This is a genomic window from Marivirga tractuosa, assembly GCF_042140215.1.
GTDB classification, from domain to species: domain Bacteria; phylum Bacteroidota; class Bacteroidia; order Cytophagales; family Cyclobacteriaceae; genus Marivirga; species Marivirga tractuosa_A.
The window spans coordinates 3567975-3588840 of sequence record NZ_CP159478.1 but is presented as its reverse complement, the minus strand read 5'-3'; the positions used below and the strand labels follow the sequence as shown (position 1 = coordinate 3588840).

Below are 20866 nucleotides of genomic sequence, written 5' to 3'. Positions count from 1 at the left end.
AACCTATCAAATAATAAACTCCTTGTCTACTATTTTTACAATATTATAATCTCCTTTAGGGTAGTAATCCCAACTCCCTTTAAATTGGTAATCAATGCCAAATTGATGGCTTAAAGCTATAATTTTGCTTTCCAGATTTTCTGCATCCACATTTTGCTTTTCTTTAAAATTATGGCCTTGCCTGCCATTACCAAAAAACAACATCAGGTTTACGCTCTCTTCAACATCTTTTTCTAAATAAAATAAAACATTGATATTTTCCTCATCGGAAATTTTCTTCAACTTATTCAAAAAAGTATTTTTCTCTTTTAGTGGAATGTTGATATCCAGACGCAAAAGTGAGGTTTCCGCATTATACTTTTTCATTTGAGAGCTTACTTGTTTAAGCAGTTTTAGATTTGGGAAGGCTGGTGAATAATCTTTCTTTATATGTAATTTAATGGGTTGAATAACCTTAGTACTGAAGTCGTTAATTAATTGCACCTGGTGTTGTTTTAAAATCAATTCTACCTTCTTCATGAGTTCAAAATCAAAATCATGTAAATTGAAACTTCCTGTACCTATTTTCAATTGTTTGACATTTTGGTAGATGTAAATAAATCCCTGATTTATTTCATGTATCAGTGATTTTAATGAAGATATCAGTGCTTCCGGCTTTGGACAACTTACTGTTGTTTCTAATTGAGCCGGATTATTGGCATGCCCGCCATAGCCTGGCTTCCATTTAAAATAATCATATGAATAGAGCCCTTCAGGAAACCCGAAATACCAATATACGCCTAACACCATTTTTTTAAATTCATTATTATAATTTACTTTCCAATATCTTTTTTGTATTCAGATAACAACTCGTAAAATTTTTCATCATTACATTGTTCAAACTCTCTGGCCATCACCAGAAAATGGGGTGATTTTGGGAAAGAAGAAGAAAAATTAAAATGCATTAATCGTTTACAGATATTAAGGTATATTTCAAATACTTCTTCAGCCCAGGCCTTATGTGCTTCTTCATCGTCCCATTGAATGTTTTCCGTATAATTATCGCAAAATAGATAGGCAGACTGTATTGTTTCTGTGTAAATATCAATGGATAAGTTTTCACCTTCAGAAAAGTAATGCATGTCAGGTGCATTGTAGCGTTGCCAAATTTCAACTTTTTCAAAATCATCCTCCAGCTCTGAAACAAGTCCTAACGCAACGGTAGGAGGGAATGGAAACTGCATGCTGTATTCAAGTAAAATACAGTAAACAGGTTCTTTAATTTTTACATTTTGTTCTATTTGATCCGCAATTTGTTCCGTTAAAAAGTTTTCCAGTTTCTTTAAAATGTCTGCTTTGTTTTTCTTATCAAGGCCAGCTTCATACAATAGAGTGTCAGGGCCTAAAGGATTTTTTTGAATGATTTTGGCAATCTCACTTTCATTGTATTTGAAATCTACTAAACGATTTCCGTTATCTGGACTCTCTATTTTATAACCTGTAAGTCGATTACCTTCTTTTTGATAAGTTTTTTCAATAATTCCATACTCAGTGCATTCAAAATATTGGTGTGGGACACCTTCCTTAAAATATAAGTAGCAAAGTTTTGTGGCTTTGCTGCCATTAGTATTGATGAAGGTGGTAGTACTTTTATGGTACTCCTCTTTATACTCAAAAATGGTTTCATATCTCGATTCAGGGCCAAATATCCAACGCTTAAAATAGGTTTTTTGGGAGTCAAAGTTGATGAAATATTCATATAAATCGTCACTATCATGATCGAAGTCTTCCGCTGAAGCTAAAAATAAATCCTGATTAAGGTCGATTACGTCATTGGATAGTTCTGCATAGAAAGGTTCTATTTCATATAAATTAAATTTGGAATAGACTTTTGTAAGTTCATTATTATCTAATATAGAATTAGCCATGACCTCAAAAAAAGAAGGTAAGAGCTCAAATTCTTTCAATATTTTGTTAGTGATTGTATGCATAATGTTAACAAAAAGCGACCATTTTAATATTCGGAGTAAATTGAGTTCAGATGGATCACAGTAGGTAATTATTCAAAAACAAATATATTTTAACCCATTACTATTTCAAGCACCATAAATGGCTAAAGTAAAAAATCACTAAAAACAGTGATATGGGCTTAGTTGGATTTTATCAAATTTGTTTTTTTAAGATCCTTCCTCCAATAATAAAATATCTTTGTAGAAGGGTTTAATAAGTAGAAACAACATATTAATAATGGTTAATGATTGGGAAAGATTAGGTATTACACCTGTCAATAATAAGGAATATATTTTCAAGGCTCTGAGGGAGAGTGTAAAGGAGGCAAATTTTGAATCAGATTTGGAGCAAGTATTTAAATACCTTGAAACTTATAAATCTTTAGTGACTAAAGTAGATCGCACTACTTCGGAATTAGATAAGCTTACATCACAAAAAAAGGATTCTTCTGATGAAAATGAAGTCATTATGTTTTTGGATGCCGAAAGCATATATTCCACACCAGAGCAACTAGTAGAAAGATTCAAAGAAATTTATCAAAATCCTGCCTTACGCTTCAATAAATTAATTTGGAAATCTGCTATAGCCAATGCTAAAACGCATAGTGAAGTCGAACTTAATGTCTTTTGTTTACCTATTATTAAGTTTTTAAATTATCACTTTGCAGTTAAATCAGACGTGCTGGGCGAGATCAGAAAAGCTTTTCCCTTCCTCAATTATTTCAATTCCAATGAATGGAAAGAGGTGTTGGAAGTACAAGCCGAATTCAAAAAAATAGAAACATTTCTTAAAGTGGGACATTCGGATATAGAACTCTATGTCGAGTGTTTAAAGGAGGAACCTCTAACCTTAGCTGAAAAAGATTTACTTATTAAGCATTTGATTACAGCAGATGATATCCTTAAAAAAGGCAAGATAAAAGAAGCATACATCTTATTAGCTAATGAGATTCCTGATGATAAAAAGCCAGCTTTTGTATGGAGAAAAATGCTCAATATTGTTTTTCGTGCTGGTGTGGAATATCGGCAAGAGGGTGCATTATCTATTTTTATAAATACTTTAAATGCTTCTTTATCCTATTACCCTGAGGACAGGGAGTTATTGTACATAAGGGCATTGTACTTTTTCAAAGCAGAATCCAATCTGCTTAAAGTTCAGGAACAATTGATCAATACATTGAAAATTATTCCCAACTACGAAAAAGTGTATTATTTATTGGCCAGGATTTATCTTGAGTTAAAAAAATATGATGAGGCACTGATTATTTTCCGCAACTTGCAAAAGACAGATCCACTTAATGGAGCCTATATTGTCTATACTGCCTCAACCTTTAGGCACTATATAGCTAAGCGACTGAATGATTCCAATGTCGTTAGAGATAAGGGTTTTTATCTGGACATGCTCAATCAACTTATAAGCTTAGATTTATTTGAAGAAATTAATGAGTTGAAAGCTGAGATTCCTTTATACCCTGATCTTGAAGCTTTATTGCTTTTTAGTGAGGCACTGGAAAAATACAGTAGTTCAGGTGAAAAGGATTTTGAGAAATTGGATCATGCACTTTCACTTACAGCCAATAGAGAGATTGTGTTCAAAATCAAAAAACATTATCTTGATAATATGCTCACATGGGATGAAATAGCTTCCAAAAGGGAGGCTATAATGACTTTTCATGAGGAATTTCCAGAAAGCTGGCTCAGTATATATCATAAGGGTAAATACTTTTATGCTGTAGGTGAATTTCAACATGCTTACGATTGTTATAAGCAGGCTTTTGAACTCAATGCAGATGCAACTTATATTTATTATTCCATGGCTCAAGCCTGTCAGCGATTGCAACGTTATGAAGAAGCTGTGGAATACATCAGTCTGGATATGCAGAAAAGTCGCTATAGCATTTCATCAGCCAAGATTTTAGCTATTTGCTGCTTCAGAATGGGTAATTATTCACGTGCCTTCACGGAATATAAATGGTTGTTTAGCATAATTCCTCCTAAAGATATTATTAAAGATCATCTTTATTATTATGCTTGTTCATTGTACAATTATATTAATCAATTAGAAGCCTCACAGACTAATGTTAAGTATAAGACCACACTTCTAAAAGATGGATTAGATCTATTTGAAGAGTTACCTAAGCCAAAAGACTTCTATACTTCTTACTTAGGGTCAGAAACCTTGCATTGGTTGACTAGCTTATGTAGGTCGCTGCATTTGAATACGGAAGGCCTTCACTATACCCGTCAAATTTTAGTTCACTGTTCTTATGTAAAAGAATGGATACATGAAGAAGCAACTGATTTTGAGTTGTATTTTATGCGTGAACTCGGTATGAATCAGGAGATCATTGAAAAATTATTGGATAAGACTACAAAAAGCATGGAAGAGGATACCAATAATTCTTCACTAGCTCTCCGTTCTTTCTACATTGCATTTGCTTATGATGGCTTAGGCGATTTGGAAAATGAGTTAAAATGGAAAACGAAAACAGCTTATTATTATGCGAATATGGAAGGTGAAGAATATAGAACAGAAACTCAATTAGAATGGCTAGAAAATTTTACAGTCAACATAGTGAATCGGTTTGAAGGCATTTTTGAACATAAGAAGACAATTGAGGCAGGTAAGGTGTATTTTGATATTCAGAAAACTCCTCATTTTCGCTATACCATGGTGGCTTATTATATGGCTATTGCTTATGAGGCAATAGGCAATAAAGAGAAGAGTTTGCAATACCATCAAAAGGTAATTGAATATGATAAACAATTCCCAGACGTATTTGCTGATTTTGCTGAAATTTCCCGTTTAATTTTAAATAAAGAATAAAACATGATTTATCATAAATATGAAAATCCAGATGGTTTAAATAAGCGCCAACTTTGGTTGATAGCTACTTCCGCCATGTTAGCTCAAACTAACAAGGAAAGACATGATACTTTACTTCCCCATGGAAATGCTGGAACACAAACACAATTAGAATCTTCTAAAATGGCCTTAAAGCGAGATTATGATATTGAAGACTTAACGGGAATGGCTGATACCTTAAAATACTTTGATGAGATTGTTACTTTTAAGGCATTTCAATTTCAGTGGGAGATGAAAAGCGATAAAGAGTTTAAAGCTTTTTCAGGTATCAATACAATTGATAAAAGTTATCCTAATGTGGTGGATATGGTACAGAAATATCAATTTGATTTGCCAGAAAGCGATCAGGCCTGGCACTATGGAAGGTGTGCTTGGTTAATCAGGCATGCTTTTTTCAGTGGTTTTATAAAAGAAGGTGAGGCTTGGCAATTATTAGAAGAAAATGCTGGCAGGATCAGAGAGATTTTTAAATCCTGGGAAAGATTTGGTGTTTCTTACATTGCAGGAGCCCAATACTGGAAGCGTGAAAACTATACTGAACATGCGATAAGTAGTTATAAAAGAAATCTCATTTTCTTGCTTACGAATAAAAACTCTCCTTGGGTACAGCTTGGCTGGGGGATTAGTGGGGGGATTAGTAATTAGGAATTTTGTAATTACGAATTACATGTCCAACATTTATTTTGTAGAAATTTCACCGACTCAATTCGGCCGTTCACCTAGAAATTGGAATTTCTGACCTATTGACAAAAGTATCTTACTTTAATCTATATTAGGTTTGTTTCATCATTAAATATTGAACTTATGAAAAACAAACAACATAACTCGGGGAAAAATAATCTGTCATTTGGCGTAATCCTTTTGATAATTGGTAGCATTTTATTGTTGGATAGAATGGATTTCATTGACTTTAGCTGGGTATTTAGCTGGCCTTTTATCTTGATCGGAATTGGACTTTACTCCATAATACGACATGGTTTAAAGAATGAATTCGGAATCATTATGTTTTTGATTGGTAGTTTTTTCCTGATTAGAAGAGAGAATTTTATTCCAGATGAATATTATGATTATTTGTTGCCTGGTGGAATTATTTTAGTTGGATTATATTTAGTTTTCAGCCGAAGCTCAAAGTTTGGATTTACTAAAATAGATACTGATAAAGGGTTTGATGAAAATATTGGAGTCTCTGATGCTAAAGTAGTGGAAAGTGATTATATAAGAGCGGAGGCCATATTTGCATCGGTTCAAAGAAGATTGATCACTAAGGATTTTAAAGGTGGAAAAATAACCACTGCATTTGGTGGGGCAGATATAGATCTATCCAAAGCTGAAATTAAAGATAGTGCGGTTTTAGATGTAGAAGTAACTTTTGGAGGACTTAAATTAATAATACCACCACATTGGGAAATTCAAGCGGATGTAAGCAATGTGTTTTCAGGCATTGAAGATAAAAGAGCATTTCCAAATGTTGATGAAGCGGATAGAAAGATTTTATATATCAAGGGCTCAGTTAATTTTGGTGGATTAGAATTTAAATCCTATTAAATTTATCAATGTTTTTACATTTCATAAGGCATCAGAATAAAGCGTGGATTAAGCTCCTTAGTATCTTTGTACTATGGTTAAGCATATGCACGCTTTTGTTGATGCACTATGGATTAAATTTCCCTTCTGCTTTAATTGATAGTACAATTTTCAGTTTGTTATTATTGCTTGGGTTCCTGTTGCTAGAAAACATCTTCAGATTTTATTTACCCACCAAAAGCAATGTGATTTTGGTTTTTATTTTACCATTGGTTATCTCCTTAATTATTCTGTATTTAGGTGATTTCTTGATTGAATGGGCAATTCCAGATCCATTCATTAAGGTTGAATTTCTCAACTCTATTTTTATAATTCGTGGATTTATCATTTTACTTATTTTTACAGCCTATTCATTAATGTTGAATTTTCAAGGAAAATTGGAAGAGCAAGCTGAAGCTGAAGAAAGAGAGGTCAAGATGCAGCAAATGGCTAAAGAATCTGAATTGTATCAATTACGCCAGCAATTGCAGCCGCACTTTCTATTTAATAGCTTAAATTCCATAAGTGCACTCGTAAAATCTCAGCCTGAAAAGGCCAGGAAAATGGTATTACAGTTGTCAGATTTTCTGAGAGGTACTATTCAAAAAGAGGCCAATAAATGGATTAAAGTTGATGAGGAAATTAGTTTTCTAAATCTCTTTACGGATATTGAAAAAGTCAGATTTGGGCATCGATTACAAGTTATTTTTAAAGTTGAAGAAGGTATTAGCGAACTCAAATTACCACATTTATTGGTACAGCCTTTATTGGAAAATGCCATAAAGCATAGTTTGTATGGCTTGACCGGGGGAGTAACTATTGAAGTTGATTTTAGAAAAAGAGAAAAGAACCTTGAAATAATCATTACAAATCCTTTTGATCCAAAGGCAGGACAAGCTAAGGGAGCAGGATTTGGTTTGGAAGCAGTCCGAAGAAGACTGTTTCTTATTTTTGGGAGGTATGATTTATTGAAAACGCATGCTTCATCTCAGCAATTTACAGTTGAACTTTTAATTCCACAGCTATCATGATTAGAACCATTATTATTGATGATGAACCATTAGCAACTGGTATAATCCAGGAGTACTTAGCTGAATGTAAAGATTTTGAAGTGCTAGCTGTATGCCATGATGGCTTTGAAGGCTTAAAAGCCATTCAACAACATAAGCCCGATCTAATTTTCCTCGATGTTCAAATGCCGAAAATAAGCGGTTTAGAGATGCTAGAGCTATTGGAAGAACTTCCAGCAGTTATTTTTACTACTGCATTTGATGAATATGCATTGCAAGCATTTGAAGTACATGCAGTGGATTATTTGTTAAAGCCTTTTTCACAAGATCGATTTAATAAAGCAATTGAAAAATACAGGCAAAGTGGTTTAGCTCAAAATGTTGGAGAATTACTGAGAAATGATTCATTAGAGCCAAAAGAATATTTGAGTAGGATTGTCTTGAAAGACCGAAATGATATTAAAATCATACCCACTCAAGATATTAAATATTTGGAGGCTAATGATGACTATGTAAATATTTATACAAATGAAGGTAAATATCTCAAAAACAAGACGCTAAGTTATTTTGAAGAGCATTTAGATGCGGAATCATTTGTAAGAGTTCACCGATCCTATCTGGTAAAAATAGCAGAAATCACCAAAATAGAAGCCTACAAAAAGGATAGTCACATATTAATTTTAAAAAGCGGTGAGCAAATCCCTGTCAGTAAAACGGGTTATCCGAAGTTGAAGGCTGCTTTGGGGATTTAAGATGAAAGATATATACTACTAGTTCAAGCGTCCGCTTGGACCATTTTTGTATGGAAATGCTTTTTAATTTTAAAATCACTAATTTTCTACGGTAAAAGCACAAGCGGACGCTTGCGCTATTGCAGTCTTATGCATGATGCTCTTAATTCAAGCATCCTCTTGGACTTTTTTAGGATTAAAAAAATGAAAATGCCAGATGTGTCACTAGATCTTAAATTATAAGTTAAATTCAAGCCAAAGCTCTAAGCCATGACTTGAATAGAATAATTTATAATAAAGTAGTTGGGCATACATATTCCGATACAGGAATATCCGTTTCTTTTATTCCGGTAAACCCGTCTCTCACATCTACAAAATTATCCCAACCTCTAGCTTTCAATATGGAAGCTGCCAACATGCTTCTGTAACCACCGGCACAATGAATTATAAATGCTTTGTTTTTTGGAAGTTCCGCTAAGTGCGAATTGATTTGATTTAGTGGGATATTTTGAGCACCAATTATATGCTCTGAGTCATATTCACTTTTCTTTCTTACATCAAATATTAATGGAGACGATTCTATAATGCCAGCTAATTCTTTAGCATCCATACGATTAACTTTATCGATTTCTTTATGAGCATACTTCCAACTGTTAAAGCCTCTGTCCAAATATCCAATAGTGTTGTCATACCCCACTCTAGATAATCTTATCATGGCTTCTTCCTCCTTGCCTTCATCACAAATCAATAATATTTTTTGCTTAATATCTGGAATCATTTCTCCAACCCACATGGCAAAATTTCCATCTAAGCCGATATTGATACTGTTTGGAATAAATCCTTTCGCAAATTCTTCTGCATTTCTAGTATCTAATACTAATGCACCAGTTTCATTGGCTGCTGCTTCAAATGCCTCCGGACTTAAAGGGCGCTTAGCTTTTTCCATTACAGAATCTATGCTTTCATAGCCTTGAATATTCATCAATACATTTTTAGGGAAATATCCTGGTGGAGGAGTAAGTCCAGTTAATAATTGCTCAATAAACTCTTGCTTATCCATAGGCTGTAACGCATAATTGGTTTCCTTTTGATGCCCTAAAGTATCGGTGGTTTCCTTGCTCATCATTTTACCACAAGCGCTTCCAGCACCGTGGTTTGGATATACAATTAAATGATCATCCAATGGAAGGATTTTATTGTGCAAGGAATCATATAAATGACCCGCTAATTTTTCTTCTGTTAAGTCTTCTATCACATGTTGAGCCAAGTCAGGTCTTCCCACATCTCCAATAAATAAAGTGTCTCCCGTGATGATTCCATGGTCATCGCCATTTTCATCTATTAAAAGATATGTTGTGCTTTCCATAGTATGGCCAGGCGTATGCAATACTTTTATTTTGTAATTTCCTACTTCGAAAATATCATTGTCCTGTGCCACAATAGCTTCAAATTGAGGTTTGGCTGTAGGTTCCATAAACAATTTTGGCTCCTGTTTTTTTGGCTAAGTCTAAATGACCACTTACAAAGTCTGCATGAAAGTGTGTTTCAAAAACATACTTGATTTTTGCTTTGTCTTTTGTTGCTCTGTCGATGTAGGGTTGCACTTCTCTCAAAGGATCGAAAATGGCAGCTTCTCCGTTATTTTCAATATAATATGCTGCATGTGCTAGACATCCTGTGTAGATTTGTTCGATTTTCATAGCATTGTAGAATTTAGTTTTATGTTAATTTACGCACTGAAAATCAGATAGTTAGTAACTTTTGTTACTATTTTTATATACTATGACATCAATCTAAAAATGAAATGATTTTTGTCATAATTTTTGGCATTATGGTCTGTTGCATTTTGAATTTAGAATTATCTAGCTTATATCCCTGAAAAGAGCTCAAAAGATTCCATATAATCAGGAATGAAAACATTGTTTGTTCCTTGTTCTTCTAGCTTATTTTTTAAGGTTTGCATTGCTTCTACTTCCCCATGCACCAAGAAAGTGAATTTTAAAGCTTCTTCAAATTTAGAATACCAGTCAAGCAATTCTGTTTGATCGGCATGGGCTGAAAGGCCGTCAATTTTAGCAAAATGACATTTAATAGACACTTCTTCTCCGTAGATTTTAACACTTTCTTTGCCTTCCAGAATATCTCTACCTCTGGTTCCTTCTGCCTGAAAGCCTACCATTAACAAAAGGTCATTTTTATTGCCCAGCCTTTTGAATAAATGGCTCAAAATTCTTCCACCGGTCAGCATTCCACTGGCCGAAATAATAATAGCTTTGTTTTCCAGCATATCCAATGTTCTGGACTGTTGATGCTCTCTGATGTAATGGAAATTTTTATCATCAAAAATATCTTTATCCTGTAGGCGGTGCTGATTATCGTATTTTTTATATAAGTGCGTAACGCTTATCGCCATCGGGCTATCCAGATAGACTGGGATATGAGGGATTTGCCCGGTTCTCATGAGTTCATGCAAATAGAAGAGCAAGTTTTGAGTTCTACCGACAGTAAATGCTGGAATCATAATGACTCCCTCATTCATATGATCTAAAATATGCTGTTTTAACTCCTCTTGAACTTTAGCAACATCATTCAATCGATCTCCATAAGTAGATTCAAGAAATACTACATCTGAATTTTTGAAATAAGTAGGAGGGAAGAGAACAGGATCAGAATTTCGTCCTAAGTCACCACTGAAGATAATATTTTTCTCCTGAGTTGCTCCTTTTAGGATTATTTCCACTGAAGCAGCTCCTAAAATATGACCAGCTGGGTGGAATTTGACCGTGATGTTTTCGTTGAGATCAAAAGATTTTTCGAATGCTTTTGGAACAATTGTCTTTAAAGAAGCTTCAGCATCTTTTTGGTCATATAATGCCAAAGGATTTGCGTGTTTGGAGTAGCCTTTTTGTTTGGCAAATTCAGCTTCTTCTTCCTGCAATTTAGCAGAATCCATCCACATGATTTCCAGCAAATCTGCAGTAGCTTCCGTACAGAATACATTCTTTTTATATCCTTGTTTAACCATTCTTGGCACATAACCGGAATGGTCTAAATGCGCATGGGTTAAAATTATTGCATCAATCTCCTTTACATCAATTGGAAAATCCTCCCAGTTTCTTAACCTTAATTTTTTAAGTCCTTGAAAAAGTCCACAGTCGATTAAAATTTTATAATCATCAACTTCTAATAAGTACTTTGAACCGGTTACTGATTGCACCACCTAAAAATTTTACTCTTACATCCATAGAAAATAAATATGGAAACAAGATGCAAAAAAAATCGAGAACTACAGTGGAAAGGAAATAAATTCAAGCCATGATTCACTACCACGGCTTGAATTAGTATATATTTAATCTGCTGATACTTTTGCACCACTACTGCTGTTACTTTCTAAGCGAGGACGACCCTGATAAGTAATTTTTGCCGCACTGCTGGCATTTGCATCCAAATAGCCATTTACATAAACCTCCACCTTTGATGCACTTGAAGCATCGACTTCTGCATTTTCTACTATCAATTCAAATGCCCCAACTTTAGCTGCGCTGCTTATATCCAAATTCATAGTTTGCACCTTTCCCTTTAAATTTGCTTTGGAAGCACTAGATACCTCTAAATTTAAAATATTATAATCAATATCAGCATAAATTTTCGCAGCTGAGCTCACATCCATATTGAGCTTAGCTCCTTTAAACCCAAGAACATGTACAGTAGATGCAGACGATGATTGCAATTCTTTCAATTCAGGCATCGTAATGATACATTTTACTTCAGGAATATTTCCTTTCCAATTCCAGGAATCGCCAGAGAATAAATTCCAATCAAAATCTTTCTTTTCAAAGTAAACTTTTAATCTTTCATTTTTCATTTCATATCGGAATCCTTCTAAATCTTCTTCATCTTCAGCCACTACCTGGAAGTCATATCCATTTCCTTGTCTGATTTCAACAAAGATTCCGGTGGCAGTTGAAACTTTACTAAAATCAACAATGTCATAAGTTCGCACAAAGGCGTCACTTGAAAAGTCGAAGGGTGTGGCAAAAAAGCGGTCTGAATCTGTTCTACTATAAAAACTACTACTTGATTTTTCTTCTGAACAAGTCAGACAATTCAAACCTTCATTTGCCGTAAAAGTCCATCGATTGTTATGAATTTGCCCAACATTATAACCATTGATATAGATAGTATTTCGCAAAATATGCCTCATTTTTCTATCCATTTCAAACTCTAGGCCATAAGGCACATACAAAATCATATTTAAGCTTTGGGCTCTGAAGGCAGCATCTTCCAAGAACTGAATATTGGAATCAAACCATAATATGCTGTCATCTTTCACTTCCACATTATGGTAAGTCATTTTTGCATTTTCTTCAGCATCAATTCTGCTGCTTCCTTGTGCTTTGTATCTTTTCTCAAGTTTTATTTTATCGCCTTCGTATCCTCTAATTTTTAGGTTGGTGACATCATAATCTTCAAAGCCAACTTCTTTTAGCTTGAGAACAGCTACTTTATCTTGCACATCATATTCATAGGTTTCGAATACTTCTCCATCATTTCTGAATTTCATAGCTGTAGTAGGAATAATGATGGCAGCAGCGATCAAACTTATAAACCATACGGCTAAAAGAGAAAAGGCTACTGTTCTGTTCATTAACCACTTACGAGCCATTACGCTGATTCCTGAAATCATGATAAAAAGAGCAGGAATAATCAAGAATAAGAAGCTTACGATTACCAATTCCAAAGAAAATGTATTAGCAATTAATTCATTTGGAATATCAAAGAAATTGATGTTAGCTGATTCAAACCATATTCCTTGCGAAACAAAAAGTAGAATAATGATACTTACACCTAGTCCTAATCCAAACAAACTCAATATAAGTCCTAAAATAACTCTGGCTGCTTCTACTATAAAATTCAATACTGGTCCTAAAGCTTTCGCTAATCCACTTAAAACAATAGCTACTAATCTAAAAGGGAACAATAAAATTTTCACTAAAGTTGTTTCTTCTCCATTTTCAACCTTTAAGCTGCTCTTTATATTTTTCTCAATATTGCTTAGCGTGATTGGTGTTCCTTCCATCTGCATTTTCTCGGTTACCGTTTTGGCTGCTGGCGTTATAAACCATAATACCAAATAAATAATCAATCCAGCTCCACCTGGGATAAGTAAAAGAACAAATAAGATTCTTATTACGGCTACATCGGTTCCGAAATAGGCAGCCAAACCACGAGCTACCCCACCAATCACTTTATTTTCCTGGCTTCTATAAAGTTTCTTTACCTTTTCATCTTCCTTCAAATCAGGATTGGCAGGTAAGAATATCCACATCACGATATAGGCTAATAAAATAATAAGAGATGTTGGATGGAATGGGAATAGCCCTAAAAATCCAAGAATGAATAACAATCTGATCCACAAAACATCTATATTAAAATAATGCGCAATACCGGCTGCTACACCACCAAAAATGTATCTTTTGGTATCACGATATAATCTCTTTGTGCCAGTTGGTTCTTGGCTTTCGTAGGATTCCGATGTTTTTTCCTCAAAAGCTTCATCTGTTTCTTCAGCTTTTTTGAAATCTTCTATACTACCCAAAGTGACCATGAGCGCATTTACATCTTCCAATCCAATGACTTGTTTATCATCTTTTAGCTTGGATAAGAAAATTTCAGCTATGCGGTTTTCAATATCATTAATGATTTCTTGGCTGTCCTTAAAATCAGAAAAATAACGGTTAATGGCATCCAGATAGTTTTTAAGCTTGTCAAAGCCGTCTTCCTCTATATGGAATATTATGCCTCCTATATTTATACTTATATTCTTTTTCATTGCTTTAAAATTAAGATTTTTTAGGTTAATGTTAATGAGAAATTACCTCTCAATTAATTTTCCTCTTTAGGTTCCTTAGTTGATTTTAATTGCTCATCAGTCTTTTTCTTGATTCTTTTGGCTGATTTATTAATCTCAATCCAAGTTTCATCCAATGCCTTAATGGTATTTTGCCCACTTTCAGTCAATTGATAGTGTTTTTTAGGCAGTCCATTTTGCGCTTCGTTCCATTCATATTGAACTAAATTTTCTTGTTTTAACCGCATCAGTAGAGGGTAAATAATACCTTCTACCTTGATAAGGTCTTCTTCCAAGAGTTCGTCAATGATGTCTGAGGCATAAACTTCACCTCTTCTCAAAATCTGCATCACACAATATTCCAGAACCCCAGTCCGCAATTGTGCTTTTATCTTTTCTGCTATCATAAAATTATCCTTTAATGATGATTAATCATGGCCGCTATGCCAATTCTCGTCATACTATGCCAAGATGTGTACCATTTAAAAAATTGAATGCTATTAAGAATTGGTTTTATGAGCAAATAATGCTTTTAAATCTTCTAAGGAGACTTTTTATATTTTTTCGAGTATGAAATGAGGTGATTTCTAAAAGGTTAATTTTGTACGGAAGAGGTCAATAAATGAAAAAATGTGTACGATTATGAACAGCTTTGAGCTTCTATACCACTACACTTCTGATTAATAAATTAAGTGCTATAAATGATGATTGAAGACAATCTTTTCTTAAGATATTTGTTAATTTTGATAATTAATTGAGTTAGATTGAATTAATGCAAAAACTGCTTTACATATTTTTATTTCTGATACTTTCATTTGAGTTGTCAGCTCAGGTTTCAAAGCCTAAATATGCCAATGAATTTTTGGCAATAGGAGTTGGAGCACGGGCTTTTGCTTTGGGTGGAGCAACTGTAGCTTCTGTGGAAGGCGCTTCTGCTGGCTATTGGAATCCAGCTAAATTAACAAGCTTAGAAACAGACTACTCATTAGATTTAATGCGTGCGGAATATTTTGCAGGAATAGCAGCCTATGATTATGCTGGTTTTGCTACTTCTATTGATGAGGATAGTAAGATGGGATTTTCCTTGATCAGATTTGGTGTGGATGATATACCCGATACGCGTTACCTTTATGATGCGAATGGGGCTTTGAATTATGATAATATCCGTTTCTTTTCAGCCGCTGATTATGCCTTCCAATTTTCTTATGCTCGTAATTTAAAATTTTTGGATGGGCTTTCATTTGGTGCCAATGCTAAAATAATTCATAGGACAGTAGGGGAGTTTGCTAAAGCCTGGGGCTTTGGGTTTGATCTAGGAGCAGCTTATAAATGGAAGAATTTGGATGTTGCCTTGGTGGCAAGGGATGTGACGGGAACGTTCACTACCTGGTATCATAACATCTCCTTAATTGAGGATATTTATACGCAAACCAATAATGAAATTCCTGAAAATACAACTGAAATGGCTGTACCGAGACTAGTTTTAGGAACGGCATATACCCAGCCATTACCTTATAAATTTTCCATCATGGCGGAAGTAAATTTTGATGCTACTTTTGATGGTGAACGAAATACTTATATCAGTGAAGATAAATTCTCAATTGATCCCAGAGCAGGCATAGAGATAGGGTATGATAATATGGCTTTTCTTCGGTTTGGAGGAAACAACCTACAAAAAATAAAGAATTTTAACGGCACTGAGAGATGGAATGGCCAAGCTAATATTGGAGTAGGGTTCAAATATAAAGTACTCCAAATTGATTATGCTTTCACAGATTTAGGTAATAGCTCCGAATCACTCTATTCCCATGTTTTTACTATGATTTTTAATTGGAATGCGAAGAAATAGCCTTTTATTTTTCATATCGCTATTTATAGTTTCCCATTTCTCATGGGCGCAGAATCCTCAGTCGTGGATAAATTTCAATCAATCCTATTATAAAATTTCAGTAGGGACAAATGCTGCATTTGAATTGGACTATAATGATCTTTTGGATGCAGGTGTTCCATTATCAACCATTGATGCCCGAGCTATAAGAATGTATCACAGAGGGCAGGAAATTTCCATAAGAGTAGTGGGTCAAAATGATGGGCGGATTGACCAAGGTGATGCTATTCAATTTTTAGGAAAGTCTAATGATGGGGTTTCTGATACGCCTTTATATCAAAATCCAGATGATCAACCACATCAATATTACAATCTGTTTTCAGATACTACAGCCTATTTCTTAACATGGAGATCGGATGGTAGTGCAGGAAAAAGAATGATAGAGCAAAATATCATAAATAATACCCAAAATCTACCAGAGGAGGAAGCTATTCAACAGTCGAAACTTCAACTTTATACCAATAATGGAGATAGAGGCCAGCGATATAGTCCACAGGATGATATCTATAATTCTGCCTTTGACTTGGGAGAAGCTTGGACGGGTTCGGCTTTTACTAATGCTACTAATTTCACAATCAGTAATATTTCGCAAGCCAATCAGTCTGCATCAGTTCCAAATCTTGAGGTATTAATTCAAGGAAGAAATATGAGGCCTCATCAGACCGAAATATTAGTCGGGCCAACTGAGAATTCTCTAAGATCACTCGGTACAGTCAATTTTGAAGATTATCAATTTGAAGTTTTTAATGCTGATTTAGAATGGTCAGATGTCAATAATAATGGAAGTATGGTTGTTCAGCTAATTCCTCAGGCAGAAGGTGCTGATCGTATTTCTGCATCATACATAAAACTGGACTACCAAAGAACTACCGATATGGTGAACCAATCAGGAAGTCAATTTAGGCTAAACCCAAATTCTGGAGGGTCTTCATATTTACGGTTTTTTAATACCAATAGCAGTGCACGACTTTACAGAATTGATGATTTCAATGAACCTGAATTACTGAGAACCAATAGGGTAGGTTCAGAAATCAATACAGTAGTCCAAAACACTTTCAATGGTGCAAAGATTTATCTTCAAAACCAGAATTTTTTAACTCCAAAAATAGAGAAGGTAAATTTTAGAAATCTGAATAATATAGATCCAGATTATGTGGTGATTAGTCACCCTGATTTAATGCGTGCTAGTGGGGATTATAATAATCCTGTAAAAGCCTATTCCGCTTATCGTGCCTCTGCAGAAGGAGGGGGGTATGATACCCTAACGGTAGATATTTTAAGGTTATATGATCAATTTAATTATGGAGAAATTTCCCCTATGGCCATTTATAGGTTTACAGAATTTTTAGTTCAAAACACCAAAACAGAAATGGTTTTCCTTATCGGAAAAGGAATGAATTGGTATCATAATTACCATAGAAGAAACGAAATTACAGATGATTTGTATCATGAGTTTGTTCCCACTGCAGGTTCTCCCGGTTCTGATAATCTATATGGTTTTAGCTTAGCAGAAAATAATAGGGCTTCTATTTCATTTGGCAGATTGAATGCTCATAATAGCCAGATCGTGGCTAATTATTTGGATAAAATTAAAGAAATGGAAGCTCGTCCTTTTGATGATTTGAGGAGAAAACATTTCCTTAATTTAAGTGGCGGTATTTCCTTTTTCGAAGTCAATCGATTTATCAATTATATCAACGATTTTGCAAATTTCGAAAGCTCACCCTACATAGGGGGAGATTATTCCAATCTTACAAAAGAAACCACTCAAGTGGTAGAATTTATTAATGTGGCTGATCAAGTTAACCAAGGCTTGAATTTGATTACATTTTTTGGGCATTCCAGCCCTAATACAGCAGATATTGACATCGGGAAAGTTTCCGATGAAAGTCTAGGCTACCAGAATGAGGGCAAATACCCTTTTATCTTAATCAATGGTTGCGATGCAGGGGCTTTTTATCAGATAGCAAAAAATGCTGATACTTTTGGTGAAGATTGGGTGAATACGGCCAATAAAGGGGCTACTGGTGTTTTAGCACATGCTTATTTAGGATTTTCCAATGAATTAAAACGTTATAGCGATGTTTTTTTTGCAAAAGCTTATAATGATTCAACTTTAATAAATCAACCTATTGGGCTTGTCCATAAAGAAATTACCAATCAATATCTATCTATTTTCGGGAGCAATCCAGCACCTTTATATTTATCGCAAGCACAGCAAATGAATTTAATGTGCGATCCTGCCTATAGACTTTTCCCTGCAGAAAATCCTGATTATGCAATTACAGATGAATCTTTGGAAGTAGCCTCTTTAGATGGAGAAGATATTGATGCACTAACATCTGAATTTGGGATTGATGTAATCATCAAAAACTATGGTATAACTGATGAAGATTCTATTGGCATTTTAGTGAAAAGAACTTTACCCAATAATGAAGTCATTGTTCAAGATACGCAATATGTTTCAGCAGTACATTTCCAAGATACTGCTCGAGTAATAGTTGTAAATGATAGGCCAGAAAGCTTTGGACAGAATATTTTTGAAGTGATTATTGATCCTGCAGGAAAAATAGAAGAAATCAATGAAAACAATAATACAGCTCAAATTGAATTTTTCATTTCCTTAGGAACCACCTTAAATTTATATCCTTACAATGATGGCATTATTAATTCTCAAAATATCTCTTTAACTGCTCAATCCATTGATTTAAAATCAGAAGAACGGGATTTTATTTTTCAATTGGACACTACTCAGAATTTTAATAGTCCATTTCTGAAATCGGGAAATATAACTGCAAGAGTAATTGCCAAATGGGATGTTGAATTATTAGGTGAAGATGAGCAAGTTTATTATTGGAGATCGAAGTTTGCCAATCCGCAATCTGGTGAACTGGACGAATGGACGACCACAAACTTTGTGTATGATGCAACTTTAAGCCAGGGGTGGAAGCAAAATAGTCAAAATCAGATCACTCAAAATAATATAGAAGGCTTGACCATATCCGATAATTGGAGTTTTGAGGAAAATATTATTGATTTGGCTGTTGAAGCTCCTGCAGACAGCGAAAAGGATGATATAAGTATTAGGATAAATGGGAATCAGTACGCGACTTCTGGTAGCCAATTAGGCCCTGTGCTATTAATACGGTAAATCTAGTGGCCTTCGATAAATCAACAGGTGTTCCTTATGTAATTCTCTCAAATGGTAATTTCGATGTGTTAGATCCACTTTCCTGTGGAATTAGGCCTCAAGTCATCAATCAAATCAGGAACAATCAATTAAATCAACCAGCCGAATATTTTAAGAAATACTATGATGAATTGCCAGATGATGATTTTGTGTTGTTGACTTCTTATGATAGCGTGTCTTGGAATGTTTTAAGGGGAAACAACAGAGCAGAATTATTGGATTTGGGAGCTACTGCTTCTGCTATTGATAATCTTCAAAATGGTGAACCTTACATTTTAATAGGCAGAAAAGGCGCTGGAGCTGGAAATGGTAATGAAATTACTGCAGACGAAGCATCGACAACACCTACTAATGAGCAGACTTTGGAGCTAGCGGAAGAATTAGTGGCACGATTTGAATCTGGCTCTATCATTTCAAGAATTATTGGTCCTGCCAAATCATGGACTAGCGTAAATGCTGATTATGCTCAAGTGGAAGCTAGTGATAATATACGCTTAGATGTTTTTGGCATAGATACTTTAAATAACCAAAGTTTACTGTTTTCGGATGCAACATTGCCTTTGGATATTTCGACTGTAAATGGCAACCTATATCCGCAATTAAGATTGAGACTTACTTTATCAGACCCTGATAATTTAACTCCTGCAGAGCTGTCTGCATGGCAAGTGGTTTATGAGGAAGTTCCAGATGCAGTTTTGATTCCTGCCGAGGAAAATACTGAAAGCTCAACTGAGTTGGCAGAAGGAGAAGTTTTCACCAAATCTTTTCAAGTATTCAATGTAACTCCCAACCCATTTGATAATCCGATAAACTACAGAAGACAGCTCTTCAATAGAGAAACTAGGTCGTTTTTTAATGAAGATTCGCAAATTCTGCCCTTAATGGCAGAAAGTGACACTACTTTTTCTATAGAAGTAGATACTCGAGGCAAAATAGGAGAGAACGATTTAATTTTAAATTTCAATTTTAACAATCCCTTTACGGAAAAGCGGTTTACCAATAATCTCTTAAGCTATAACCGATTATTTACGGTGAAAGGCGATTCCCTTCCGCCTTTGGTGGAGGTAACTTTTGATGGTATTTCCATATTAGATGGTGATATAGTTTCTCCACGCCCTTATATTCAAATCAAGTTAAAGGACGAAAATACCTTAATAAATAAAACGGATACGACAGGAATTGAAATTCAGTTAAGAAGAGATTGTGAAGAATGCGTAAGTGAAAGAATTGATTTCTCTAATTCAAATGTTGAGTGGGTTTCAGCCAGTGAAGACAATCCTTTTACGGTTAATTATCAACCAGATGGACTGGAAGATGGGATGTATCAGATGAGTGTGCAAGCAACAGATGCCAGTGAAAACACAGCAGGAGAGGAGCCATACAAAGTGAGATTTGAGGTAATCAATGCTTCTACTATTACTAATTTTTACCCATATCCAAATCCTTTTTCTACCAGTACTCGCTTCGTGTTCACTTTAACAGGTAGCGATTTGCCACAAGAAATTAAAATCCAAATCCTGACAGTAACGGGTAGGGTAGTAAGGGAAATTCTACAAGATGAAATTGGCCCAATCCATATTGGAAATAACATCACCGATTATGCCTGGGACGGCAAAGATGAATTTGGTGATAGACTAGCCAATGGAGTTTATCTCTATAGAGTTTTAGTCCGAAAAGACGGAGCTTTTATGGAACAACGTGCCACCGCAGGAGACAAAGCCTTTACCAAAGGCTATGGGAAGTTGTATATTTTGAGGTGATGGGATAATATTTGTTTGG

At 34.7% G+C, this 20866-nt stretch carries 13 protein-coding genes and 1 pseudogene; 8 read left to right on the top strand and 6 right to left on the bottom strand.

What is annotated here, in order from left to right:
• Positions 1-6: 6 nt before the first annotated feature.
• Entirely contained in the window at positions 7-789 is a 783-nt protein-coding gene (locus ABWH96_RS16055; RefSeq protein ID WP_375578525.1) for a hypothetical protein, read from the bottom strand.
• A 23-nt stretch (positions 790-812) separates the two neighbouring features.
• Complete coding sequence (locus ABWH96_RS16050; protein ID WP_375578524.1) at positions 813-1970, bottom strand: hypothetical protein; 1158 nt, start codon at positions 1968-1970, stop codon at positions 813-815.
• Between the two features lie 256 nt (positions 1971-2226).
• Between ABWH96_RS16050 and ABWH96_RS16045 the strand changes: the two genes are divergently transcribed.
• The 5 genes from ABWH96_RS16045 to ABWH96_RS16025 all read left to right on the top strand — a co-directional run bounded on the left by ABWH96_RS16045 (position 2227) and on the right by ABWH96_RS16025 (position 8179).
• On the top strand, positions 2227-4815 hold the full coding sequence (locus ABWH96_RS16045; RefSeq protein ID WP_375578523.1) for a hypothetical protein: 2589 nt from the start codon (positions 2227-2229) through the stop codon (positions 4813-4815).
• Between the two features lie 3 nt (positions 4816-4818).
• Positions 4819-5499: a DUF1266 domain-containing protein gene (locus ABWH96_RS16040; protein WP_375578522.1), complete on the top strand. Its 681-nt coding sequence runs from the start codon at positions 4819-4821 to the stop codon at positions 5497-5499.
• Positions 5500-5658: 159 nt separating this feature from the next.
• A complete protein-coding gene (locus ABWH96_RS16035) occupies positions 5659-6399 on the top strand; it encodes a LiaI-LiaF-like domain-containing protein (protein WP_375578521.1) in 741 nt (246 codons plus the stop codon).
• Positions 6400-6500: 101 nt separating this feature from the next.
• Entirely contained in the window at positions 6501-7448 is a 948-nt protein-coding gene (locus tag ABWH96_RS16030) for a sensor histidine kinase (protein WP_375578520.1), read from the top strand.
• Positions 7445-8179, top strand: coding sequence for a LytR/AlgR family response regulator transcription factor (locus tag ABWH96_RS16025; RefSeq protein ID WP_375578519.1), 735 nt, complete (start codon positions 7445-7447; stop codon positions 8177-8179). Before ABWH96_RS16030 ends, ABWH96_RS16025 begins: the two co-directional genes overlap by 4 nt.
• Before the next feature lie 268 nt (positions 8180-8447).
• On the opposite strand, the pseudogene ABWH96_RS16020 reads toward ABWH96_RS16025, so the two are convergent.
• The 4 genes and pseudogenes from ABWH96_RS16020 to ABWH96_RS16005 form a co-directional block, all read right to left on the bottom strand.
• A pseudogene (locus ABWH96_RS16020) lies at positions 8448-9858 on the bottom strand (rhodanese-like domain-containing protein).
• 167 nt (positions 9859-10025) lie between these two features.
• The gene (locus ABWH96_RS16015) at positions 10026-11375 is read right to left on the bottom strand and encodes an MBL fold metallo-hydrolase RNA specificity domain-containing protein (RefSeq protein WP_375578518.1); all 1350 of its coding nucleotides are present in this window, start codon (positions 11373-11375) and stop codon (positions 10026-10028) included.
• 132 nt (positions 11376-11507) lie between these two features.
• Entirely contained in the window at positions 11508-13991 is a 2484-nt protein-coding gene (locus ABWH96_RS16010; RefSeq protein WP_375578517.1) for a PspC domain-containing protein, read from the bottom strand.
• Positions 13992-14044: 53 nt separating this feature from the next.
• Complete coding sequence (locus ABWH96_RS16005) at positions 14045-14416, bottom strand: PadR family transcriptional regulator (RefSeq protein ID WP_375578516.1); 372 nt, start codon at positions 14414-14416, stop codon at positions 14045-14047.
• 365 nt (positions 14417-14781) lie between these two features.
• Between ABWH96_RS16005 and ABWH96_RS16000 the strand changes: the two genes are divergently transcribed.
• Genes ABWH96_RS16000 through ABWH96_RS15990 form a run of 3 tightly spaced genes read left to right on the top strand, consistent with a single transcriptional unit; the run spans position 14782 to position 20847 of the window.
• Complete coding sequence (locus ABWH96_RS16000) at positions 14782-15858, top strand: PorV/PorQ family protein (RefSeq protein ID WP_375578515.1); 1077 nt, start codon at positions 14782-14784, stop codon at positions 15856-15858.
• Complete coding sequence (locus tag ABWH96_RS15995) at positions 15845-19048, top strand: C25 family cysteine peptidase (protein WP_375578514.1); 3204 nt, start codon at positions 15845-15847, stop codon at positions 19046-19048. The genes ABWH96_RS16000 and ABWH96_RS15995 overlap by 14 nt, the downstream gene beginning before the upstream one ends.
• A 5-nt stretch (positions 19049-19053) precedes the next feature.
• Complete coding sequence (locus ABWH96_RS15990; protein ID WP_375578513.1) at positions 19054-20847, top strand: interleukin-like EMT inducer domain-containing protein; 1794 nt, start codon at positions 19054-19056, stop codon at positions 20845-20847.
• The last annotated feature ends 19 nt before the right edge of the window (positions 20848-20866 follow it).

What these genes read in the sequence shown, in the direction of transcription:
- ABWH96_RS16005 (WP_375578516.1), bottom strand. Translation starts at nt 14,416, where the DNA reads ATGATAGCAGAAAAGATAAAAGCACAATTGCGGACTGGGGTTCTGGAA.
- ABWH96_RS16035 (WP_375578521.1), top strand. Translation starts at nt 5,659, where the DNA reads ATGAAAAACAAACAACATAACTCGGGGAAAAATAATCTGTCATTTGGC.
- ABWH96_RS15995 (WP_375578514.1), top strand. Translation starts at nt 15,845, where the DNA reads ATGCGAAGAAATAGCCTTTTATTTTTCATATCGCTATTTATAGTTTCC.
- ABWH96_RS16050 (WP_375578524.1), bottom strand. Translation starts at nt 1,970, where the DNA reads ATGCATACAATCACTAACAAAATATTGAAAGAATTTGAGCTCTTACCT.
- ABWH96_RS16040 (WP_375578522.1), top strand. Translation starts at nt 4,819, where the DNA reads ATGATTTATCATAAATATGAAAATCCAGATGGTTTAAATAAGCGCCAA.
- ABWH96_RS16000 (WP_375578515.1), top strand. Translation starts at nt 14,782, where the DNA reads ATGCAAAAACTGCTTTACATATTTTTATTTCTGATACTTTCATTTGAG.
- ABWH96_RS16025 (WP_375578519.1), top strand. Translation starts at nt 7,445, where the DNA reads ATGATTAGAACCATTATTATTGATGATGAACCATTAGCAACTGGTATA.
- ABWH96_RS16045 (WP_375578523.1), top strand. Translation starts at nt 2,227, where the DNA reads ATGGTTAATGATTGGGAAAGATTAGGTATTACACCTGTCAATAATAAG.
- ABWH96_RS16010 (WP_375578517.1), bottom strand. Translation starts at nt 13,991, where the DNA reads ATGAAAAAGAATATAAGTATAAATATAGGAGGCATAATATTCCATATA.
- ABWH96_RS16030 (WP_375578520.1), top strand. Translation starts at nt 6,501, where the DNA reads ATGCACTATGGATTAAATTTCCCTTCTGCTTTAATTGATAGTACAATT.
- ABWH96_RS16055 (WP_375578525.1), bottom strand. Translation starts at nt 789, where the DNA reads ATGGTGTTAGGCGTATATTGGTATTTCGGGTTTCCTGAAGGGCTCTAT.